Raw genomic sequence first — 21,043 nt, 5'->3', positions numbered from 1 at the left:
GCGCCGCAGGCCGTTGGGACGGAAATCAGTTCTCGGTGTGGGTCGGCGGCAGCTTCGGCGCGTCCTGCACCTTGCCGTCGGCCTTGTCCTTGCCGGCTTGCGGTACGTCGACGGTGTCCTTGGCGGTCTCGTCGATCACCGGCTCGTCCGCTTCAACCGGCTCGTCGGCGGCGTCGTCGTCCGGGACGACCCGGCCGACCGCGGCCTTGACCAGCTGGACCAGCACGCCCTCGGAGATCTCCAGGGTCACGTACTCGTCGTCGGTCTCCTCGACGATGCCGACCAGACCGCTGGTGGTGATCACCTTGGTGCCGGGGGTGAGCGCGGCCACCGTCTCGGCCTGCCGGGCGCGCTGCTTACGCTGCGTGCGGCTCATGAACCAGATCATCCCGACAATCAGGATCAGCGGCAGCAGCAGCGTGATGCCGGAGCCGCCGGAAGAGGCCATCGGTACGGCGAGGAGTTGCATCGGGTCTCAGAATCCTTCGTCGATCGGGAGTACGGGCGTCCGGCACGCTCTGCTCAAGCGCGCAGGTCGCAGCGGAATGGCCTGAGGTCAGGCCATCGGGGAGTCTAACCCTGAGCGGCAACAAGTACCTCATGACACCGGGTCACGTTTGAGTTACTCGCTACGCAGTGTCTACGTACCGGCACCCACGGACGTTCCCTCGGTGTCAGTCTGGGTCGAACTCTTTCAGTCGTCGTCGGTGTCGAACAGAGTGTCCGCGAAGGTGGCGCCCTTCGGGACTTTGAGCCCGATGTGCCGCCAGGCCGCGGGCGTGGCGACGCGGCCGCGCGGCGTACGGGCCAGATAACCGGACCGGACCAGGAATGGCTCGGCCACTTCCTCCACGGTCTCACGTTCTTCGCCGACCGCAACCGCCAACGTGGAAAGACCCACCGGTCCCCCGCCGAATCGGCGGCACAGCGCGTCCAGAACGGACCGGTCGAGCCGGTCCAGGCCCATCTTGTCCACCTCGTACAGCTCCAGCGCGGCTTTCGACAGCGCGATCGTCACGATGCCATCGGCCCGTACCTCCGCGTAGTCGCGGACCCGGCGAAGCAGCCGGTTCGCGATCCGCGGCGTACCGCGGGACCGGGACGCGATCTCGGCCGCGGCCTCCGGGGTGATGTCGACCTCGAGCAGCGCGGCCGACCGGTTCACGATCTTCTCCAGCTCGGCGGCCTCGTAGAACTCCAGGTGACCGGTGAACCCGAACCGGTCCCGCAGCGGCCCCGGTAGCAACCCGGCGCGCGTGGTCGCGCCGACCAGCGTGAACGGCGGGATCTCCAGCGGGATCGCGGTCGCGCCCGGCCCCTTGCCGACGATCACGTCGACCCGGAAGTCCTCCATCGCCATGTAGAGCAGCTCTTCGGCGGGCCGCGACATCCGGTGGATCTCGTCGAGGAACAGCACTTCGCCCTCGCTCAGACCCGACAGGATCGCGGCCAGGTCGCCGGCGTGCTGGATCGCCGGACCGCTGGTCACTCGCAGTGGCGCGGACATCTCGCTGGCGATGATCATCGCCAGCGTGGTCTTACCGAGCCCGGGCGGGCCGGACAGCAGGACGTGATCCGGAGCCCGGTTACGCCCGCGGGCGGCGTGCAGGACCAGCTCGAGCTGCTCGCTGACCCGCCGCTGCCCGCCGAACTCGGCCAAAGTGCGCGGCCGCAGCGCGGACTCGATCTTGCGTTCCTCGAGATCCACCGCGTCCGCGGACACGAGCGGCCGGACGTTGTCCTCCATGGATTACGCCTTCGAGAGCACGCGCAGCGCGGCGCGGAGCAGGTCGGGGACGGACGGGTTCGGGCTGTCGGCAGCGAGCGGTGAGACCGCGGTGACGGCGTCCTCCGCGTCCCGGGCCGACCACCCGAGGCCGACCAGACCGGCGTGCACCTGGTCACGCCAGGCCTCGTGCGTCTGCAGCGGACGGCCGGTGACCGTCTTCGACGGCGCACCGATCTTGTCCTTCAGCTCCAGCACGATCCGCTGCGCGCCCTTCTTGCCGATGCCGGGAACTTTCACCAGTACGGCGAGATTCTCGGTCGCAACGGCCTGTCGCAGCTGGTCCGGGCTCAGCACGGCCAGCGCTGCCTGCGCCAGCTTCGGCCCGACGCCGGACGCTGTTTGCAGCAGCTCGAACAGATCCTTCTCGTCGTCGTCCGAGAACCCGTACAACGTCAGCGAGTCTTCCCGCACGACCATCGAGGTCGCGACCCGGGCCTCCTGCCCCGGCCGCAGCCCCGCCAGCGTGCCGGGATGGCAGAACACCTGCAGCCCCACTCCGCCGACCTCGATCACGGCACTGTCCACCCCGATGGCCGCCACCGGCCCCCGCACGAACGCGATCATCTCCTGCCTTCCTGTGCTGCCACCGCTGCCCGCAACCTGGCCAGCTGCAGGCGGGACTGCGCCTGCGCCAGGGCCTCGAGGTTCGTCCGGCTCGCGGCCGCTTCCTGCAACTTGCTCGTCACTCCACCACGCCAGACGTGACAGATCGCCAGCGCCAGCGCGTCGGCGGCGTCCGCGGGCGTCGGGCGCTCGGCCAGCTTGAGAATCCGGGTGACCATCGTGGTCACCTGCTCCTTGTCGGCGCGACCCGATCCGGTGACGGCGGCCTTGACCTCGCTGGGCGTATGCAACGCGACCGGCAGACCGCGCCGGGCCGCGACGACCATGGCGACTCCGGACGCCTGCGCCGTACCCATCACCGTGCGGACGTTCTGCTGCGCGAATACCCGCTCGACCGCGACCGCATCCGGCCGATGCTCGGTGATCCACTCCTCCAACTCGGCCTCGATCCGGACCAGCCGCTTGGCCACGTCCAGGTCGGCCGGCGTCCGGATCACCCCGACGGCGACCAGCGTCGGCGGCCTGCCCGGTGTGCCCTCGACGATGCCGAGGCCGCACCGGGTGAGCCCCGGGTCGACGCCGAGCACGCGCATGGACCACCTCCGAACGTTTGTTCGACAACCCTAGTCGGCGGTCCCGGACAGCCGGAAATCGACGCGCCGGATCAGAAGTAGTCGAGCATGTACGACGTCGGCCCCGCGAAGGCAGCCTCGATGGCGGGATCCGCGGCCACCGATCCACCCTGAAGCAATCCCGCTCCCCGCAGCGCTGCGAGCGACGTACCGGCGTACAAAGCAGCCAATCCGCGCGGCCCGACCCCGATTGCGTCGCCAGACGGCTGCGCCTTCGTCAGCTGCCCGGATCCGTCAGCCACCGACAGATGCCAATCCCCGCTGTTCTCCGGTACGTCGGGATCCTCGATGCGCACGTCCAACTCCAGTACGGCGCCCGCCGCGAACCCGCGGGCCGCGATCGCCGCCGGGGAATCGAGCAGCCGCAGCATCCACCGCTGGATCTCGACCGCCTTCGCCGCCTCGGTCTCGACCATGAAGTGGATCGGATCGGCCGGCGGAAGGTAGGCATGCACCGTCTTCGCGGTCGACGAACCCGAACCGACCGTCGCCCACAACGCCCGGGCGGTCCGCTCCGAGCCGGCGATCAACTCCTCGATCCCCAACTCCTCGTCGCCAGCCCAGTTGTAGAGGACGAAACCGTCCTCGGCGAGGAACGCGGTGTTGTCCTCGTCCGCGAGCCACTCCTCGATCTCGTCGAGCGGCCAGATCAGCGGACCGTTCGCCCGCCGGGACTCGTTGACCTGACTCGCCACCTCGCGGAACCGCTCGGCGTCGTCGGGACCGGCCCTCCGAATGCTGACGTCCTTGCCGCCGAGCCGGCGCAGATCCGCGGACTGGAAGGCGAACTTGTACCGCGAGCCGCCGAACTCGTAGCCGAGGTGCCGGTAGATCACCGTGGTCGCCGGATACAGCCCAGACAGCGGGAAGCCCTTCTCGGCCGCGCGCCGCAGCACCCCTCGCATCAACTTGCTGCCGACACCACGACCGCGGTACTCCGGTGCCACCACCACACCGGCCACACCCGCCATCGGGACCCGCCGGCCGCCCCACCACTGCTCAAAGTCCCAGAACCGAGCCGCCGCGACCACCTCGTCCCCGTTGGCGACCCCGAGGTACCGGCCGTCCTCAAGGAACTTCACGGCGTACTTCCACCACTCGTCCCGGGCCCCCGACGCCATCCCCCCGAACGACTGCCTCCGGACCCGCAACACGTCCTCGAGGTGGTCCTCGGTGATGTCCACCAACCGCAGCGCATCAGTCACGCCGTCGACCCTACGACGCGGGCCGGTCCGTCACCCACAGGTGGATCGTGCCTTCCACAACCACCGTGCCGTCGTCGCGCGTGGCCTTGACCTTCACGGGTACGTCGGGACCCGCGCTCCACGCACCCGGATCCGTCTCGGCGGAGCAGGTCAGGTCGGACGTGGACTTGGCCAGGTAGTTGACCTCCATCCCCTTCGGCAGCCACCGCTTGCCGCGCGGAGTCGTCGCCTCCGCCAACGCCCCCATGGCCGCCTCCAAACCGTTGCACACGGCAATCGCATGCACGGTCCCGATGTGGTTCTGCACCGCCCGCCGCTTCGGCAGCACGAGCGCCGCATAGTTCGGACTCACCTGCACGAACCGCGGCCGGATCGACCGGAAGTACGGCGCCCGCCACGTGAACGCCCGCGAAAACACCCGCTCCCCACCAGGCACCACCCGCAACCGCTCCCACATCCCCAACACCTGACTCGCCATGCGTTGATGTTACCCACGAGTCACTTATCCCGTCGAGAGAACCCGCCCAAAGGACACCGCTTCGCGGCGACAGTCATCCGGCCGCCTCCGGTGGCAGTCACGCAGCCCCAACACGACCGGACGCAATCCGCGAAACAACTGCCCGCGGCGACGCAGCCATAGGAACTGGATCTGATCTGCGAGGAACGCCCCACAGGCCCAGCGGGATGAGCCTGGACCGCAGCCTGCCGGCTCGACCACATCACCATCTGCTTGCCGAAGACGAGCGGGACGAATCCAGCTGCACGCGCGGATCGCACCCTGAGCGGCGCAGAAGGCGACCAACCTCGCCAACCCGATCGTTTGCACCATACGACCGGTCGAAGTCCCCGGCTCGACCACATCACCATCTGCCTACCGAACCAGCGGGACGAATCCAGCTGCACGCGCGGATCGCACCCTGAGCGGCGCAGAAGGCGACCAACCTCGCCAACCCGATCGTTTGCACCATACGACCGGTCGAAGTCCCCGGCTCGACCACATCACCATCTGCCTGCCGAACACGAGCAGGACGAATCCAGCTGCACGCTCGGTTCGCACTCTGTGCGGTGCTCCGGGCGACCAACCCTCGCCAACCCGATCCTTGCACCATGTGACCGGTCGACGTCCTCGGCGGTTATGACAGGGCTCCTGTTGCCCACGGAGGCTGCGACCTACCCGCTCCGCGTGCGTCTGTCAGGACCAGGACAACCACCTGTTGACGATGCACCGGTCGGCTGCCGTCCCGGGCACCGTCTACTGCTCGAGGGTCTACGTTGACCGCGACGGGTTCGCGCCGCCGAGACCACCAGGGAAACGACCACCCAGCGCCGGGCTGCTCTCCCAGCGGCGGGGCGACTTCCGTTGAGGCGGCGGGCTCTCCCAGCGGCGCACGACCTTCCGTTGAAGCGGCGACCTCATCGGCTAGCGATACCTCTTCACACGGCCGCGCTGGTGCATGAGCCGATCGCGCAAATCGCCGATTCCGGGGTCGTTGACGTAGTCGCGCGGTGTCGAAGCCGGGCAACGGTCACGCGCCGGATCAGAAGGGTGGTCAGGTCAGGCTCCGGGGCGGGGACGGTTGACTCTGATGGTGCCGGTGGGGGTGACGTGGAAGGTGAAGCCGTGGGGTGTGCTCCATTCCAGGGTCTTGGGGTCCAGGCGCCGTACCTTCCAGCCGTGGGCGTGGGTCTTGACCCGGTGGCCGTACCGGCCCAGCGGCGCGAGGTTGCTGGTGTTGGTCTGACCCGGTGGGCCGAGAGGATCGTAGGGCTGGAGGTGGTCCAGGTCCATGGCGGGGCGGGTTTCTTGGGTGCCGAAGGGGAAGAGTTCGACGGGGTGGGTGAGTTTGACGCGTTCGCGGATCCGGTCGGGGATTTCGTAGGCGTCGACGCTGACGGCGTCGTTGAGGTCGATGACGGGCTTGACGCTGTAGGGGCCGTGGCCGATGAGTTCGGCCAGTTGGTCGGCGAGCAGCGGGCCGATGGCTTCGGCGCGCAGGACGCCGGTGCCGGTGGCCAGGGTGTGGTCGGTGAGGTGGACGTAGATCTGGGTCTGTCCCGGGCGTAGCTGTCCACCGCTGCGGCCGCCGCCGCTGGTGTGGTCGGTGCCGCCAGAGCCGGTGGTGCGATCGGCGGTGCAGCCGGTGCGCTCGGTGCAGCCGGCGTGGTCGGTGCAGCCGGTGATGGGGTGGGTGTAGGCGTCGAGCTTGATCTGGGCGAGACGGGCGTGTAGGGCCCGTTGGGCCGCGGCGTCCAGGGGCTCGCCTTCGTCGCTGTGGTCGGGGTCGATGTGTAGGCCGGGGTCGAGCGGGTCGAGTGGTTCGATCGGCACGGTGTAGGGGATGTCGAGGGGGTCGGGCAGGTCGCTGGTGCTGGGGTGGGGTGCGTCGCGGTCTGCCTCGTCGCCCGGGCCGGGCTCGTCGCAGGCACTCGCCCAGATGCTCGCCTGGTCGTCAAGCAGGTCCTCGTCATCGCACCAGGAACCGGATCCCGAGCCGGGATCCGCATCGTGTCTGAGTGCCGCGGCCGCGGCCGGCGCCCCTGAGTCGACGCGGCGATCGGGGCGGTCGGGGTGGTCTGGGTGGTCGGGGCGAGCATGGGCCGGGGCGGCGCCGAGGTTGGCTGCGTGACGCGCATTGTCGTCGGCGCCGGGGTTGGCTGCGTGACGGGCACTGTCGTCGGCGTCGCGGCGCGTGCGGTCCGCAGTGGCGAGGTCTGGGCCGGTGGCCTCCTGAGCAATGGTCTCCGGCGTCGTCGCGCCCAGCGCGGTGCTGGCTGGCGCGGTCCCGCCGAGCGCGGCGGTGACTGGCGCGGCGGTGACTGGCGCGGCGGTGACTGGGGTGGCGGTGATGGCTGGGGTGGGGGTTTGGTGGTGGGTGCGGGATTGGGTGAGGAGTTCTTGGGTGTAGCGGGGGTCGGCGATGATGCCGATGGCGGCGGCGCGGCGGTGTTGGATGGGGCGGGGGTCGCCGAAGGTTTTGAGGGCGTCGGCGATGGCGGTGAGAGTGGCGTCGTGGCGGATGATCGCGCCGGCGGCGGCTTTGACGTACATGGATTTGGTGCCGTGTTCGGTGGAACGGCCGATGAACACGCCGCGTTCGCGGGCCTTCTCATCGGCCTCGGTCTGGGCCAGGTCGGGGTCGGCATGGAGCTTGGCGGCGGTGACGATCTTCTGCAGCCGGTAGGGGGTGATCGAGTCCACCAGGCGGGCGATGCGGTGGTCGACGTAGTGCGCGGCGTCCTCGGAGAGCTTGGCGCAGTCGGCGACGATCCGGCAGGCCTTCCAGGGGGTCGCGTCGCCTGCTTGGACACGGGCCCAGGTGTGGGGGAAGCGGTGGCGCAGCGCCAGGGCGTGGCCGAGGTAGTCGGCGGCGACCCGAGGTGAGATGCCCAGGACGACGGCGAATTCGGCGATCGCGAATTCCAGGACTTCGGGGCAGCCGTCGCCTCCGAGCACGACGGCACGTTCGCGGCCGTCGTACGGGCGGCGGCCGGGGCGGGTGGGTTGGTCCGGGCGGGTGGAGGGGTGGTGGCGGTCGGCGTAGAGCTGGGCGTGTTCGAGTTGTCGCGCGGCCATGCGGTTGGCCTCGGCGCGGTGTTCGGCGGCCGATTCCAGCAGGTCGGCCGTCGACAGCGTCGCCAGATCTCCTTCGAACATGTGTGCGATTCTACGCAGACCTACCATGCGGCGGCAAATCCGATGATGCCCCGAAAACCCTTATCCACAAGGGGAAACATCACACCGAGATGGCGAGGGTGGGTGGATATGCGACGACGTGACGGCCGAGATGCTGAGGAGTTGGCGACAGTTGATGCTCACGGTTCGCCGAGCCGGGGTGAATGAGGGCGTTTGGGCTCGGGGCGCCGTCCGGCGGCCCCGAGGCGCGATCCAGCCGAGCAGCGTGGCGGTGTCGGAGGGTTGGCACGGCGTTGTCATGGCCCTTCGGCCGAAGGTGGTCAGGATCAGCGGGCGCGAAAGCGGGGCCGTAGGTCGTATTTAGACGATTCAATTGGGGCTGGATAGACTGCGGCGGACGATGACGGCTGCTGGACGGGGGACGATGGCGACGCCCAGCATCAAGGAGGTTGCGCATCGGGCCGGGGTTTCGGTGGGCACTGTCAGCAATGTGCTCAATCGGCCGTGGATCGTCGCGCCGGCGACGAGGCAGCGGGTGCAGGACAGCATCCGGGCGCTCGGGTTCGTGCGGAACGAGGCGGCGCGGCACCTGCGGGCGGGGCGGAGCCGGACTGTCGGACTGGTTGTGCTCGACGTCGCGAACCCGTTCTTCACCGACCTGGCCGAAGGCGCCGAAGCGCTGGCCTACGAGCACGACACCGTGGTGATGCTCTGCAACAGCAAGACAGACCCGGTGCGCGAAGGCCATCACCTCGACCAGCTCGAGCAGCAGCGCGTCCTCGGCATACTGATCACGCCGTTCGACAGCACCGATCCCCGCCTGACCGCACTGGTCGCGCGCGGTACGCCGGTCGTCCTGGTGGACCGCGCCGCGGACCGCGGACTGTGCTCGGTGAGCGTCGACGACCAGCTCGGCGGACGCCTCGCCGGGAACCATCTGATCGAGGCCGGCCATCGGCGGATCGCCTTTATCGGTGGGCCTTTCACGATGCAGCAGGTGTCCGACCGGATGGCCGGCATCACCGCAACCGTCGCGAAGGCGGACAACGTCGATCTCCAGTACTACGAGGTCGACGTGATGGGCGTGGTCGAGGGCCGAGCGATCGGTGAGCAGCTCGCCGCGATGCCCGCGCGATCACGCCCGACCGCGGCCTTCCTCGCCAATGACCTGCTCGCCTTGGGCTTCCTGCAGGCGATGTCCGTGGCCGGCCTGCGCGTGCCGGAGGACATGGCGATCGTCGGGTACGACGACATCGACTTCGCGCGGGCGGCCGCCGTACCGCTGTCGTCGGTGCGGCAGCCGGCCGAGTTGCTCGGCCGGTCCGCGATGGAACTGCTGCAGGAGGAGGTCGAGGCGGCCGACCGGCATCGCCATCGGCAGGTCATCTTCCAGCCGGATCTGATCGTCCGCGAGTCCAGCGACCACACCCGCCGCTGATGCTCTACGAGAACCCACTGGCGTCGCCGGACGATCTCGCCGGCTTCCGGATGGAAGGCGACGGCGCCGTCTCGTTCCCGCTGGGCCGGCTTCGCCTGGAGAGTGTGCGCCCGGCCGAGGACGGCCAGGACGCCAACGTGGTGCTCTGGTGTCCCGACGACTTCCCGCCGGATATCACTGTGGAGTGGGACTTCTGGCCCATCCGCGAGCCCGGCCTGTGCATCCTGTTCTTCCACGCGAAGGGCCGCGGCGGCGAGGACCTCTTCGACCTGAGTCCACGCACCGGCCCGTACGAGCAGTACCACCACGGTGATCTGGACACCTACCACGTCTCGTACTTCCGCCGCCGCTGGCCGGCCGAGCGCGCCTTCCACACCTGCAACCTGCGCAAGAGCCACGGCTTCCACCTGGTCGCGCAGGGCGCCGATCCCATCCCGGGCGTCGAGGACGCCCAAGGTCCTTACAAACTGAGGCTTTCCGTCGACCGCGGCCTGATCACGTTCGCAGTCAACGATTTGATCAGCTTTCAGTGGTACGACGACCAGCCGCTGACCGGCGGCAAGATCGGCTTCCGCCAGATGGCGCCGCTGATCGGCGAGTACGCGAACCTGCGGATTCTCCCGGCCTGAGCACCTCGTCCACGCACTCGATCCAGCTCCCCGTGACCACTCCCTGACAAACGCTTTCCGAGGCGTTGACGTTGAGACGATTCAACTATATGGTCACATCACTTTTCGCCCGAAACACCTAGGCAGGCAGCATGAGTGGCTGGTCGATCAAGCTCTACAACGCAACGGATGAGGTCGTCTGGGCGATCAAACTGAACGCCCTCTGGATCCTGTTCACCCTGCTCGGCGGTGTCGCGCTGGGTATCGGCCCGGCCACGCTCGCAGCGTATTCCCTGGCCAGACGCAGGTCCTTCGGTGAATCGTTTCATGCTCTGCCTGCCTTCCGCTCCGCGGTCCGCCGGGAGTTCCGCCGCGGCTCGCTCGTGGTGCTGCCGCTCGTCGCGGCCGCCGTCCTCCTGATCGGCAACTACCTGTACTTCGCGTCGCTCGGCGCGAAGGCGTCACTTCCCCGGCTGATCAGCCTCGTCGCCCTGGTCGCACTCGGGGTGATCGCCGCCTACCTGCTCCCGCTGGCCGTGCACTACGACCTCCGGGTCCGCGAGTTGTTGCCCAAGGCATCGTTGGTCGCGCTCGCGCGGCCGGCGTCGTCGCTGGTCCTGCTGTTCGTCGCGGTGTCCATCGCCTACGGGTCAGCCAAGTTCCCGGTGCTCGGGATCGTGCTGGCCGGCGGCGGCTGGATCCAGCTCAACACCTGGCTCTGCCTGCGCTTCTTCGCCGAGAACGAGGCGCGCCTGCACCTGAAAGGGAACTCATGACCATCCTCTCCCGACGGCGCCTCGCCGTCACCGTCGCCCTGACGACGGCACTGCTCGCCTCCGCCTGCTCCGGTGGCGGCGACAGCAAAGAAGCCCAGGCGGCCAGTAGCGAGCTCACGGTGATGGCGCCGCTGTTCGGCACCGCGCCCGACCCGGGCGGCGAGCTGCAGCAGGCCGTCGAGAAGCTGATCGGCAAGAGGCTCAAGATCACCTGGGTGCCGAACGCCGAGTACGGCGACAAGTCGAACGTCACGCTCGCCTCGGACAAGATCCCGGACGTGATGGTCGCGAACGAGAAGAGCCCCTCGTTCGTCAAGGCCGCCGAGGCCGGCGCGTTCTGGGACCTGACCGGCAAGCTCGACAAGTACCCGAACCTCAAGCCGGCCAACGAGCAGACCGCGAAGAACTCGATGACCAACGGCAAGACCTACGGCATCTACCGGGTCCGCCCGCTGCTGCGCTCCGGCATCGTGATCCGCAAGGACTGGCTGGCCAAGCTCGGCCTGAAGGAACCGCAGACCGTCGACGACCTCTACACGATCGCCAAGGCGTTCACCGAGCAGGACCCGGACGGCAACGGCAAGAAGGACACCTACGGCCTGATCATCCCGAAGTGGCCCGGCAACTACGCCAGCGCCAGCCCCTACGACGTGGTCGAGACCTGGTTCGGCGCTCCGAACGGGTGGGGTGAGCGCGACGGCAAGCTGGTCCCGGGCTTCGACACCCCCGAGTTCCTGACCGCTAACGAGTGGCTGCGCAAGTGGGTGTCGGAAGGCCTGGTCAACCCGGACTTCGCCACCCTGGACAGCGCGAACTGGAACGACCCGTTCGTGCAGGGCAAGGGCGGCATGATCATCGACGTGAACGTGCGGGCCACCCAGCTGCTCGACCTGTTCAAGGAGAAGAACCCGAAGGACTTCGACAAGGTCACCCTGGTCGGGAACCTGAAGCGCTCCGACGGCCAGAAGTTCTCCTACCCGTTCACCGGCTACAACATGGTGATGGCGATCTCCAAGCAGCACATCCGGAGCGAGGAGCAGCTCGACCAGGTGCTGCAGACGCTGGACAAGCTGGAGTCCAAGGAGGGCTCGATCCTGCTCACCAACGGGATCGAGGGCCGCAACTTCAAGGCCGACGGGCAGTACGCCGTACCGATCAACGCCGACGACCCGAAGGTCAAGGCGATCCAGAACGACGTGGACAAGGCGTTCATCCAACTCGGCACCCGGGCCTCGGTCGGGCTCGGTGCGTACGCGCCGCGGCCGAACGACGCGGCCAGCCGGGCGATGCGGGAGAAGTTCGACGTGCTGATGAACGAGGACCTGAAGACCGCGGTCTTCAACCCGGCCCTCAGCGTGATCGCGCCGACCGCGGTGGCGAAGGGCCAGACCCTGGACACGATCATCCCGGACGCCCGGATCAAGTACCTGTCCGGCGCGATCACCGAGGACCAGCTGAAGGCGCAGATCAAGCGCTGGTACGACGGTGGCGGCACCCAGATCGTCCAGGAGGTCAACGACCTGGCAGCCAAGGCCGGCGGCTGATCCATGGCCACCGATCTGGTGCCGGAGGTTGTACAGCCTGCCGCGGGTGCTCCGCGGCAGGCGTCCCCTCCAAAGCGCATACGCCGTACGCGTGCGGTGCCGTTGTGGAGGGATCTGCTGCGGTACCGCTGGCTCTACCTGTTGCTGCTGCCTGGTCTGGCGTACTTCGTCGTCTTCAAGTACCTGCCGATGTACGGCCTGACCATCGCGTTCAAGGACTATGTGCCGTTCCTGGGCTACTCGGGCAGTGAGTGGGTCGGGCTGAAGCACTTCCAGGAGCTGTTCACCGGGCCGGACTTCGGCCGGCTGATGTTCAACACCCTGCTGCTCGCGCTGCTCACGATCGTGTTCGTCTTCCCGGCGCCGATCGTCGTCGCCCTGATGCTGAACGAGCTGCGCGTCCGGGTGCTGAAACGGTCCGTGCAGTCACTGATCTACATTCCGCACTTCCTGTCGTGGACGATCGTCGCGTCGCTGACGTACCTGCTGTTCTCGGTCGACTTCGGCGTGATCGCGAACTGGATCCACGGCCTGATCGGCGGGCAGAAGACGGACTACGTCGCGCAGGCCGCGTGGTTCCGGCCGTTGATCGTGCTGCAGCTGCTGTGGAAGCAGACCGGCTGGGGAACGATCATCTACCTGGCCGCACTGGCCGGGGTGGACTCACAGCTGTACGAGGCGGCCCGGGTGGACGGCGCCGGCCGGTGGCGGCAGTTCTGGCACATCACGCTGCCGGCGATCCGACCCACGATCGTGGTCATGGCGATCCTGACGTCCGGTCATCTGATGGACTCCGGGTTCGAGCAGATCTGGTTGATGACCACTTCGCTGAACCGCGATGTCGCCGACGTGTTCGACACGTTCGTCTACTACGTCGGCATCACGCAGGGTTCGTTCAGCTACGCGACCGCGGTCGGCCTGTTCAAGGGCGTCGTCGGTGTCGTGCTGATCTTCGGCTCCAACTTCCTGGCCAAGCGTCTGGGCCAGCGAGGCCTGTTCTGAAGGGGCTGTGACCATGGCAACCAACCACTCCGTCCGGTACTACGACTCCCGCGGCAGCCGCGCGTTCGACGTCCTGAACGCCGTCGTGCTGACCGCTCTGTCGCTGGTCACGGTCCTGCCATTGCTGTATGTCCTGGCCGGGTCGTTCGCGACCGAGTCCGAGATCAGCTCGCGGCCGTTCTTCTTGTGGCCGCACAAGTTCGTCACGGACACCTACCACTACATCTTCTCCACCGACACGTTCGTGCGGGCGTTGCTGACCACGATCGGCGTGACCGCGGTCGGCACGGTCGTCCAGTTGGTGCTCACGCTGACCATGGCCTACCCGTTGGCGAAGCGGTTCCTGCCGGGGCGGGCGCTCGTTCTGAATCTGGTGATCTTCACGCTGGTGTTCAGCGGCGGCATGATCCCGACGTACCTGGTGGTGCGGGATCTGGGTCTGCTGGACAGCTACTGGGCGCTGATCCTGCCGCTGGCGATCAACCCGTTCTACCTGATCGTGGTGAAGAGCTTCTTCCAGGAGTTGCCCGAGGCACTCGAGGAGGCGGCCCGGATCGACGGCTGCAACGAGCTGAACGTGTTCCTGCGGATCGTGCTGCCGTTGTCGAAGCCGATCATCGCGACGTTCTCGCTGTTCTACGCGGTCGGGATCTGGAACGACTACATGTCGCCTCTGCTCTACATCGACGACAGCCACAAGTGGACGCTGCAGATGATCGTCCGCCAGCTCACGGCGGCGAACGCCGACTCGGCGAACGTGCTGCAGCAACTGGAGACCGTCACGTTCCCGGAGCAGGGCCTGAAGTTCGCGGTCGTGGTGGTGGCGACACTGCCGATCCTGCTCTTCTACCCGTTCCTGCAGAAGCACTTCGCCAAAGGCGTCCTGATCGGATCGGTGAAAGAATGACCACACTGCAATGGCTGGAAACGCCTTGCCAGCAAGGCGTTTCCTGGGGCGTCCCGTGGCCGCGCGGCACGGTTGCCGAGGGCACCCTGTTCGCGATCGCCGACGGTACGCCGGTGCAGAGCTGGACGACCGCGACCTGGCCGGACAGCTCGATCAAGTGGTCCGCCCACGCGATCGGCCCGTCCGAGCACCCGGAGTCGTCGTACGAACTCGTCACCGGCTCGCCGACGACGCCGAGCCGGCCGGTCCACGTGACGCAGACCGGTGCTGAAGTCCGGGTGAGGACCGGCGAGATCACATGGACGCTGCGCAAGCCGTCGCTGATCGCGTCGATCGCGTACGGCGACCAGGAGGTCGTGCGCGAGGTCCGGCTGGTCAGCGTGCGACAAGACGCGCCGGACGAGGATCTGGGTCGTCACCGGCAACAGACCACGGCGACTGTCGACAATCTTGTCGTCGAACAGGACGGACCGGTCCGCGCGGTGGTCAGGCTGGAGGGCAAACACGGTGACTGGCTGCCGTTCTCCGTCCGGCTCTACTTCTACGCCGGCGCGACCGACGTACGCATCGTGCACAGCTTCATCTGGGACGGCGACCCCGACCGGGACTTCCTGGCCGGGCTGGGACTCAGCGCTGACGTGGTCATGCGCGACGAGCCCCACAACCGCCACATCCGCCTGGCCGGCCCGTCCGGCTTCCTCACCGAGGCAGTCCGCGGTCTGACCGGTCTGCGCCGCGATCCAGGCGAAGAGGTACGACGTGAGCAGGTGGCCGGCCATGCGGTCGAGGAGATCCCCAACCCCGAGGTGTCGGACCGCCTGCACCTCATCCCGCAGTGGACCGACTACACCCTCGACCAGAGCAGCGCCGACGGCTTCGCGCTGCGCAAACGCACCGGCGCGGGTCACGCGTGGGTGACCATCCCGGCCGGGACCAGATCGCCGGGCTATGGGTACGTCGGTGGTGTCAGCGGCGGACTGGGCTTCGGGCTCCGCGACTTCTGGAAGCTCCACCCGACCCGCCTGGACATCCGCAACGCGGCCACCGACCTCGCCACCGCGACGGTCTGGATGTGGTCGCCCAGTGCACCGGCCATGGACGTGCGCTACTGGCACGACGGCATGGACCAGGACACGCACGCCGAACAGCTCGAAGGACTCGAGATCACCTACGAGGACTACGAACCGGGCTTCGGCAACGCTCACGGCATCGCGCGTACCCATGAGCTGACACTGCGAGTCCACGACACCACTCCGTCCGCTGACGACCTGGCCGAGCACGCAGCGCTGCTGAACTCCCCCGGTCTACTTGCCGTCGCTCCGGCACGGCTGTTGGAGGCAGGTGTCTTCGGCAGCTGGAGTCTGCCCACCGCCGACCACCAGGACATCGAGGCGCGGCTGAACTTCCTCTTCCAGTATTACGTCGGACAGCGAGAGCAACGACGCTGGTACGGGTTCTGGGACCACGGCGACGTCATGCACACCTACGACCGGGACCGGCACACCTGGCGGTACGACGTCGGCGGCTATGCGTGGGACAACTCCGAGCTCTCGCCGGATCTGTGGCTCTGGTACCAGTACCTGCGGACCGGTCGGGCGGACGTGTTCCGATTCGCCGAGGCGATGACCCGGCACACCAGCGAGGTCGACGTACACCACCTCGGCCGGTGGAAGGGTCTTGGTTCGCGGCACAACGTGCAGCACTGGGGGTGCAGCTGCAAGCAGGTGCGCATCTCCAACGCGATCTATCGGCGCTTCTACTACTACCTCACCGCGGACGAGCGGACCGGCGACCTGATGGACGAGTTGGCGACGATCGAGGAGAAGTTCCTGGTCGTCGATCCCCAGCGCAAGGTGCGACCTGACGTCTACTCCCCCGACCCGCATGCGTTGTCTGTCGAGCTGGGCGTCGACTGGGGCGCGCTCGCCGCGGCGTGGCTCACGCGGTGGGAGCGGCATGGGGACGAGCGGGCTCGGGCACGGCTGGTCGGGACGATGGCGGACATCGCAGCACTGCATTACGGCTTCCTCACCGGCAACGCGCGGCTGGACCTGTCCACCGGGCGGTTCGACACCAGCCGGCGTTCGATCGCCGTGTCACACCTGTCGTCGCTCTTCGGGCTGCCCGAGATCTGTTCGGAGCTCATCGACCTGGACCTCGACGTACCGGGGTTCGAGAAGGCGTGGCTGGACTACTGCCGGCTCTACCTGCTGCCGCCCGAGCAGCAGGCCGCCGAGGTCGGTCAACCGCTCCAAGGCATCTCCCTCGTCCAGGCCCACAGCCGGCTCGCCGCGTACGCCGCCAGCCGCAGTGGGGACGCGGAGCTGGCCCGGCTGGCCTGGCACAAGTTCTTCGTCGACGAAGGCGACCAGCTCAACCGCAACGCCATGCAACGCCAAACGGAGTGGCGGACCACCGCGATCGACGGCGCGCTGATGCCGGTCGACGAGGCCGCGTTCGTCAGCACCAACGGCGCGTCGCAGTACGCGCTGGCAGCGATCCAGAACCTGTCCCTGATCCCTGAACACCGATCTGACAAAGGTGGAACGGCATGGAGGTCTCCCGACGTACAGTCCTAGCAGGCATGGCCGCCGTACCGGCGGTGTCCCTGCTCGACAACACTCGAACGGCAGCCGCGGCCGAGGCGCCGGAGGTGAAGCTGACCTGGCTGGAAGGCAAGCCGACCACAGCGGCCGTGACAACCTGGGGTACGCCGTGGCCGAAGGGCGCCGTACCAGCCAACCAGTCCTTTGCTCTCAAGGCGGCTGGCGGCGCTGAGGTACCACTGCAGAGCTGGCCGACCGCCTACTGGCCGGACGGCTCCCTCAAGTGGAGTGCGCATGCGATCGCGGTTGACGCACCGGCCGAGTCGTACACACTCGGCCCGGGTACGGCGGCTGCGCCGGCGCAACCGGTCACCGTCACGAACGAGAAGACGTACGTCGACGTCGACACCGGTGTGATCAAGACCCGGATCCGCAAGAGCGGCTCGGAGCTGATCAGCCAGATCTGGCGTGGTGACGCGCTGATCGCCCGGAAGGGCGAGCTCGTCAACCTGAAGCAGGACAAGATCGCCGAGGACGAGGAAGGCGGCAGCGTCCGGGAACGCTACGAGAGCGACATCACGCGCGTCACCGTGGAGCAGGCGGGACCGGTCCGCGCGGTGGTGCGGATCGAGGGCCGGCACAAGTCGCGGAAGGGCAAGACGTGGTTGCCGTTCTCGGTTCGGCTGTACTTCGTCGCCGGGGCGGAGAGCGTGCGGATGGTGCACACGTTCGTCTACGACCGCGATGGGCAGAAGGACTACATCGCCGGGCTCGGTGTGCGCTTCCGGGTGCCGTTGCGGGATGCGGCGTACGACCGGCACGTCCGGTTCGTCGGCGAGGGTCATGGCATGGTGTCCGAGGCGGTGAAGGGGATCACCGGGTTGCGGCGTGATCCGGGTGCCGCCGTCCGTGCAGCGCAGATCGCGGGGACGAAGCTGCCTGATCCGGCCACGTGGGACCAGCGGGTGACGACGCGGCTGCAATGGATCCCCGAGTGGGGTGACTATTCGCTGAGTCAGCTGAACGCCGACGGCTTCACGGTGAAGAAGCGGACCAAGAAGGGGTTCGGCTGGGTCTCGGTCGATCAGGGCGGACGCGCATCCGGGCTCGGGTACGTCGGTGGCGTGAGTGGTGGGTTTGCCTTTGGTTTAAGGGACTTCTGGCAGCGCCACCCCACCCAGCTGGACATCCGCGGCGCCGCGACCGAGGAGGCTGAGGTCACAGTGTGGCTGTGGTCGCCGGAGGCCGGTGCCATGGACACGCGGTTCTACCACGATGGGATGGGTGAGGACACCTATCCGAAGCAGTTGGACGCGCTCGAGATCACTTATGAGGACTACGAGCCGGCTTTCGGCACGCCGTACGGGATCGCGCGGACGTCCGAGCTGACGTTCTGGGCGCTGGCGGGGACTCCGACGGCTGCTCGACTGGGTGACATGGCTGACCAGGTGCGGACGCCACCGCAGTTGATCAATCCGGTGGATCAGATCGTCAACACGCGGGTCTTCGGTGGGCTGGTCACGCCGGTGGATCGATCGGTGCCGGCGAAGAAGTCGATCGAGGATCATCTGGACTTCCTGTTCGACTTCTACCGGGGTCAGGTCGAGTCGCGGCACTGGTACGGGTTCTGGGACTACGGCGACATCATGCACACGTTCGACGAGGACCGGCTGGTGTGGCGGTACGACGTGGGCGGGTACGCGTGGGACAACTCGGAGCTGTCACCGGATCTCTGGCTCTGGTACTCGTTCCTGCGGACCGGCCGGGCCGACATCTTCCGGTTCGCCGAGGCCATGACGCGACACACTGGTGAGGTCGACGTCTATCACCTCGGGCAGTGGGCCGGTCTGGGGACGCGGCACGGCGTACAGCACTGGGCGGACAGCGCGAAGCAGCAACGGATCAGTACGGCGATCTACCGGCGGTTCTACTACTACCTGACGGCCGACGAGCGTACTGGCGACCTGCTGTCGGAGCTGGTCGATTCCGACCGGACGTTCCTGGTGCTGGATCCGCTACGGAAGATCAGGACCGAGCCGTACGAGCCGGACCCGCATGCGCTGTCGATCGGCCTCGGTACCGACTGGAGTGGTCTGGCCGCCGCGTGGCTGACCGAGTGGGAGCGGCAGGGCCCGAAGGCCGACGTTGCCCACAGCAAGCTTCTCGGCACGATGGAGACGATCGGCGCGATGCCGAACGGCTTCGTCACCGGTAGCGGTCTGTACGACCTGGACACCGGACGGTTCGCACCGGTGACGGAGAAGACGGTCAGCGTGTCGCACCTCAGCGCGATGTTCGGGCAGGTGGAGATCTGCGCCGAACTGATCGACCTGGTGGACCTGCCGGCGTTCGAGGCGGCGTGGTTGCAGTACTGCCGCCTCTTCAACGCCACCCGCGCCGAGCAGACGGCCGAGTGCGGCGCCTACTTCGGCAACCTCATCCTCCGCCAGGGCCACTCGCGTCTCACCGCGTACGCCGCCGTACGCCTGAACCGGGACGACCTGGCCGCGCGGGCCTGGAAGGAGTTCTACACCGGCGACGGGTACGGCCCGAACCTCCCGTGGTCGTCCGAGCAGGTGACCTCGACCCTCAACCCGACCCAGGCCGCCAAGTGGGTCTCCACCAACACCACAGCCCTCTACGGCCTGGCCGCCATCCAAACCCTCGCCCTGGTAGGCAACCAAATCGTGAATCCGTAGTGGTCAGCTGCTTATTCCGTGGCGGGCTATCGCGCCACCTGCAAGTATCCCGCTCATGCCGACCTTCTATGTGCCCGACGGCACCCGCCTCGCCTACCACCGAAAGGGCGCGGCGGGTGACCGACCGCTCGTCTGCATCCCCGGCGGGCCGATGATGCGCTCCGCTTACTTCGGCGACCTCGGTGGGCTGGCCGCGCAGCGGGAATTGGTCCTGCTGGACCTGCGCGGCACAGGAGACTCGGCCAGGCCCGCAGACCTCGCGAGCTTCCGGGTGGACCGGCAAGCTGAGGACATCGAGGCACTGCGCCTCGCCCTCGGACTGGAGCAGTTGGATCTTCTCGGCCACTCGGCCGCTGGTGATCTCGTGCTGGCCTATGCGGCCCACTACCCGGAGCGGGTGCGCTCACTTGTCCTGGTCTGCGCGCGGGCGCGCACCGCCGGGATCGACTTCCCCGTCGAGCGCCGTCGCGAGGCGCTGGAACTGCGCAGGGAGGAGCCCTGGTACGAGGAGGTCCGGCCGGCCTTCGAGCGGGCGGTGTCCGGGGAGGCGAGCGAAGCGGACTTTGCGCTGCTCGACCGTCTCTCCTACGGTCGATGGGATGCCGCCGCGGAGGCGCACGCCGCCGCGTGCGAGGAGTGGTTCGACCTGGAGGCGGCGGACGCGTACCTGGCCCCGGGCGCCTTCGACGGCGCGGACGCCGCCCGCGCCGTACTGGCTGAACTGGATGTACCCGTCCTGGTCATCTCCGGTGAGCTGGACGGTTCCCCGCGTCCGGACTCTGCGGCCGAGGTGGCTGGGCTGTTCCCGCGCGGCGAGCACATCGTCCAGGCGGGTGCCGCGCACAATCCGTGGGTGGATGGTCCGGACGAATTCGTCCGGACCATCATCGAGTTCCTGGCCAGGGACTACCGGTAGAGCTGTTCGAGGTCGTGCGGTCAGCCGACTTCGGCCATGATTTCGTCGGAGACGTCGAAGTTGGCGTAGACGTTCTGGACGTCGTCGCTGTCCTCGAGGGCGTCGATCAGGCGGAAGATCTTGGCGGCGCCGTCGGCGTCGAGTTCGACCGTCATCGACGGGACGAACTGGACGTCGGCGGAGTCGTAGTCGATGCCGGCGTCCTGCAGCGCCGTCCGGGCCGCGACCATGTCGGTGGCCTCGGTGACGACCTCCCAGGACTCGCCGAGGTCGTTCACCTCGTCGGCACCGGCCTCGAGCACGGCCTCCATCACGTCGTCCTCGGACAGCGACTTCCCGTCCTGGTCCTTGGCGACGACGATGACGCCCTTGCGGTTGAACAGGTAGGCGACCGAGTTCGGGTCGGCCAGCGAGCCGCCGTTGCGGGTCATCGCCGTACGCACGTCGGCGGCGGCCCGGTTGCGGTTGTCGGTGAGGCACTCGACCAGCATCGCGACGCCGTTCGGGCCGTAGCCCTCGTACATGATCGTCTGGTACTCCGCGCCACCGGCCTCGGCGCCGGAACCACGCTTGATCGCGCGGTCGATGTTGTCGTTCGGGACCGAGGTCTTCTTCGCCTTCTGGATGGCGTCGTACAGGGTCGGGTTCCCGCCAGGGTCGCCACCGCCCATCCGGGCGGCCACCTCGATGTTCTTGATCAGCTTCGCGAAGAGCTTGCCGCGCCTCGCGTCGATGACGGCCTTCTTGTGCTTCGTGGTGGCCCACTTGGAGTGGCCTGACATG

17 protein-coding genes are annotated in these 21,043 nt (G+C 67.8%); 9 read left to right on the top strand and 8 right to left on the bottom strand.

The genetic code is table 11. The features are described 5' to 3' along the window. Nucleotides 1-25: 25 nt before the first annotated feature. The 7 genes from yajC to OG876_RS29745 all read right to left on the bottom strand — a co-directional run bounded on the left by yajC (nt 26) and on the right by OG876_RS29745 (nt 7,845). Nucleotides 26-469: a preprotein translocase subunit YajC gene (yajC, locus tag OG876_RS29775; protein ID WP_328519965.1), complete on the bottom strand. Its 444-nt coding sequence runs from the start codon at nt 467-469 to the stop codon at nt 26-28. Between the two features lie 225 nt (nt 470-694). After that, nucleotides 695-1,747, bottom strand: a complete 1,053-nt coding sequence (gene ruvB / locus OG876_RS29770; protein ID WP_328519964.1) for a Holliday junction branch migration DNA helicase RuvB — start codon at nt 1,745-1,747, stop codon at nt 695-697. A 3-nt stretch (nt 1,748-1,750) separates the two neighbouring features. Next, nucleotides 1,751-2,353, bottom strand: a complete 603-nt coding sequence (gene ruvA / locus OG876_RS29765; protein WP_328519963.1) for a Holliday junction branch migration protein RuvA — start codon at nt 2,351-2,353, stop codon at nt 1,751-1,753. Then, nucleotides 2,350-2,946 (bottom strand): crossover junction endodeoxyribonuclease RuvC, encoded by a 597-nt coding sequence (ruvC, locus tag OG876_RS29760; RefSeq protein ID WP_328519962.1) that lies wholly within the window; start codon nt 2,944-2,946, stop codon nt 2,350-2,352. Before ruvC ends, ruvA begins: the two co-directional genes overlap by 4 nt. 71 nt (nt 2,947-3,017) lie before the next feature. Next, nucleotides 3,018-4,190: a GNAT family N-acetyltransferase gene (locus tag OG876_RS29755; protein ID WP_328519961.1), complete on the bottom strand. Its 1,173-nt coding sequence runs from the start codon at nt 4,188-4,190 to the stop codon at nt 3,018-3,020. A 10-nt stretch (nt 4,191-4,200) separates the two neighbouring features. Next, on the bottom strand, nt 4,201-4,668 hold the full coding sequence (locus OG876_RS29750) for a hotdog fold domain-containing protein (protein ID WP_328519960.1): 468 nt from the start codon (nt 4,666-4,668) through the stop codon (nt 4,201-4,203). Between the two features lie 1,077 nt (nt 4,669-5,745). Then, nucleotides 5,746-7,845: a hypothetical protein gene (locus tag OG876_RS29745; protein ID WP_328519959.1), complete on the bottom strand. Its 2,100-nt coding sequence runs from the start codon at nt 7,843-7,845 to the stop codon at nt 5,746-5,748. A gap of 379 nt (nt 7,846-8,224) precedes the next feature. Here OG876_RS29745 and OG876_RS29740 point away from each other — a divergent pair, with 379 nt between their 5' ends. The 9 genes from OG876_RS29740 to OG876_RS29700 all read left to right on the top strand — a co-directional run bounded on the left by OG876_RS29740 (nt 8,225) and on the right by OG876_RS29700 (nt 20,260). After that, nucleotides 8,225-9,262 carry a LacI family DNA-binding transcriptional regulator gene (locus OG876_RS29740; RefSeq protein WP_328519958.1) on the top strand — a complete coding sequence of 346 codons (1,038 nt, stop codon included), beginning with the start codon at nt 8,225-8,227 and terminating at the stop codon, nt 9,260-9,262. After that, nucleotides 9,262-9,891 (top strand): DUF1961 family protein, encoded by a 630-nt coding sequence (locus tag OG876_RS29735; protein ID WP_328519957.1) that lies wholly within the window; start codon nt 9,262-9,264, stop codon nt 9,889-9,891. Before OG876_RS29740 ends, OG876_RS29735 begins: the two co-directional genes overlap by 1 nt. Nucleotides 9,892-10,022: 131 nt before the next feature. Then, nucleotides 10,023-10,646 (top strand): YesL family protein, encoded by a 624-nt coding sequence (locus OG876_RS29730; RefSeq protein ID WP_328519956.1) that lies wholly within the window; start codon nt 10,023-10,025, stop codon nt 10,644-10,646. After that, nucleotides 10,643-12,190, top strand: a complete 1,548-nt coding sequence (locus OG876_RS29725; protein ID WP_328519955.1) for an extracellular solute-binding protein — start codon at nt 10,643-10,645, stop codon at nt 12,188-12,190. Before OG876_RS29730 ends, OG876_RS29725 begins: the two co-directional genes overlap by 4 nt. 96 nt (nt 12,191-12,286) lie before the next feature. After that, entirely contained in the window at nt 12,287-13,192 is a 906-nt protein-coding gene (locus OG876_RS29720; RefSeq protein WP_328519954.1) for an ABC transporter permease, read from the top strand. A gap of 13 nt (nt 13,193-13,205) precedes the next feature. Beyond that, nucleotides 13,206-14,099, top strand: coding sequence for a carbohydrate ABC transporter permease (locus OG876_RS29715; RefSeq protein ID WP_328519953.1), 894 nt, complete (start codon nt 13,206-13,208; stop codon nt 14,097-14,099). Next, nucleotides 14,096-16,678, top strand: a complete 2,583-nt coding sequence (locus OG876_RS29710) for an exo-rhamnogalacturonan lyase family protein (protein WP_328519952.1) — start codon at nt 14,096-14,098, stop codon at nt 16,676-16,678. The genes OG876_RS29715 and OG876_RS29710 overlap by 4 nt, the downstream gene beginning before the upstream one ends. Beyond that, a complete protein-coding gene (locus OG876_RS29705) occupies nt 16,651-19,344 on the top strand; it encodes an exo-rhamnogalacturonan lyase family protein (RefSeq protein ID WP_328519951.1) in 2,694 nt (897 codons plus the stop codon). Before OG876_RS29710 ends, OG876_RS29705 begins: the two co-directional genes overlap by 28 nt. Before the next feature lie 55 nt (nt 19,345-19,399). Next, a complete protein-coding gene (locus OG876_RS29700; protein ID WP_328519950.1) occupies nt 19,400-20,260 on the top strand; it encodes an alpha/beta fold hydrolase in 861 nt (286 codons plus the stop codon). A gap of 20 nt (nt 20,261-20,280) precedes the next feature. Here OG876_RS29700 and OG876_RS29695 read toward each other — a convergent pair whose 3' ends face one another. Next, a complete protein-coding gene (locus OG876_RS29695; RefSeq protein WP_328519949.1) occupies nt 20,281-21,042 on the bottom strand; it encodes a YebC/PmpR family DNA-binding transcriptional regulator in 762 nt (253 codons plus the stop codon). Between the last annotated feature and the right edge of the window lies 1 nt (nt 21,043).

The organism is Kribbella sp. NBC_00359, from assembly GCF_036097425.1.
In the GTDB taxonomy this organism is placed as follows: Bacteria; Actinomycetota; Actinomycetes; order Propionibacteriales; family Kribbellaceae; genus Kribbella.
Note: the sequence above shows the minus strand (reverse complement) of the source record. Positions and strands in the feature narration are given on the sequence as shown.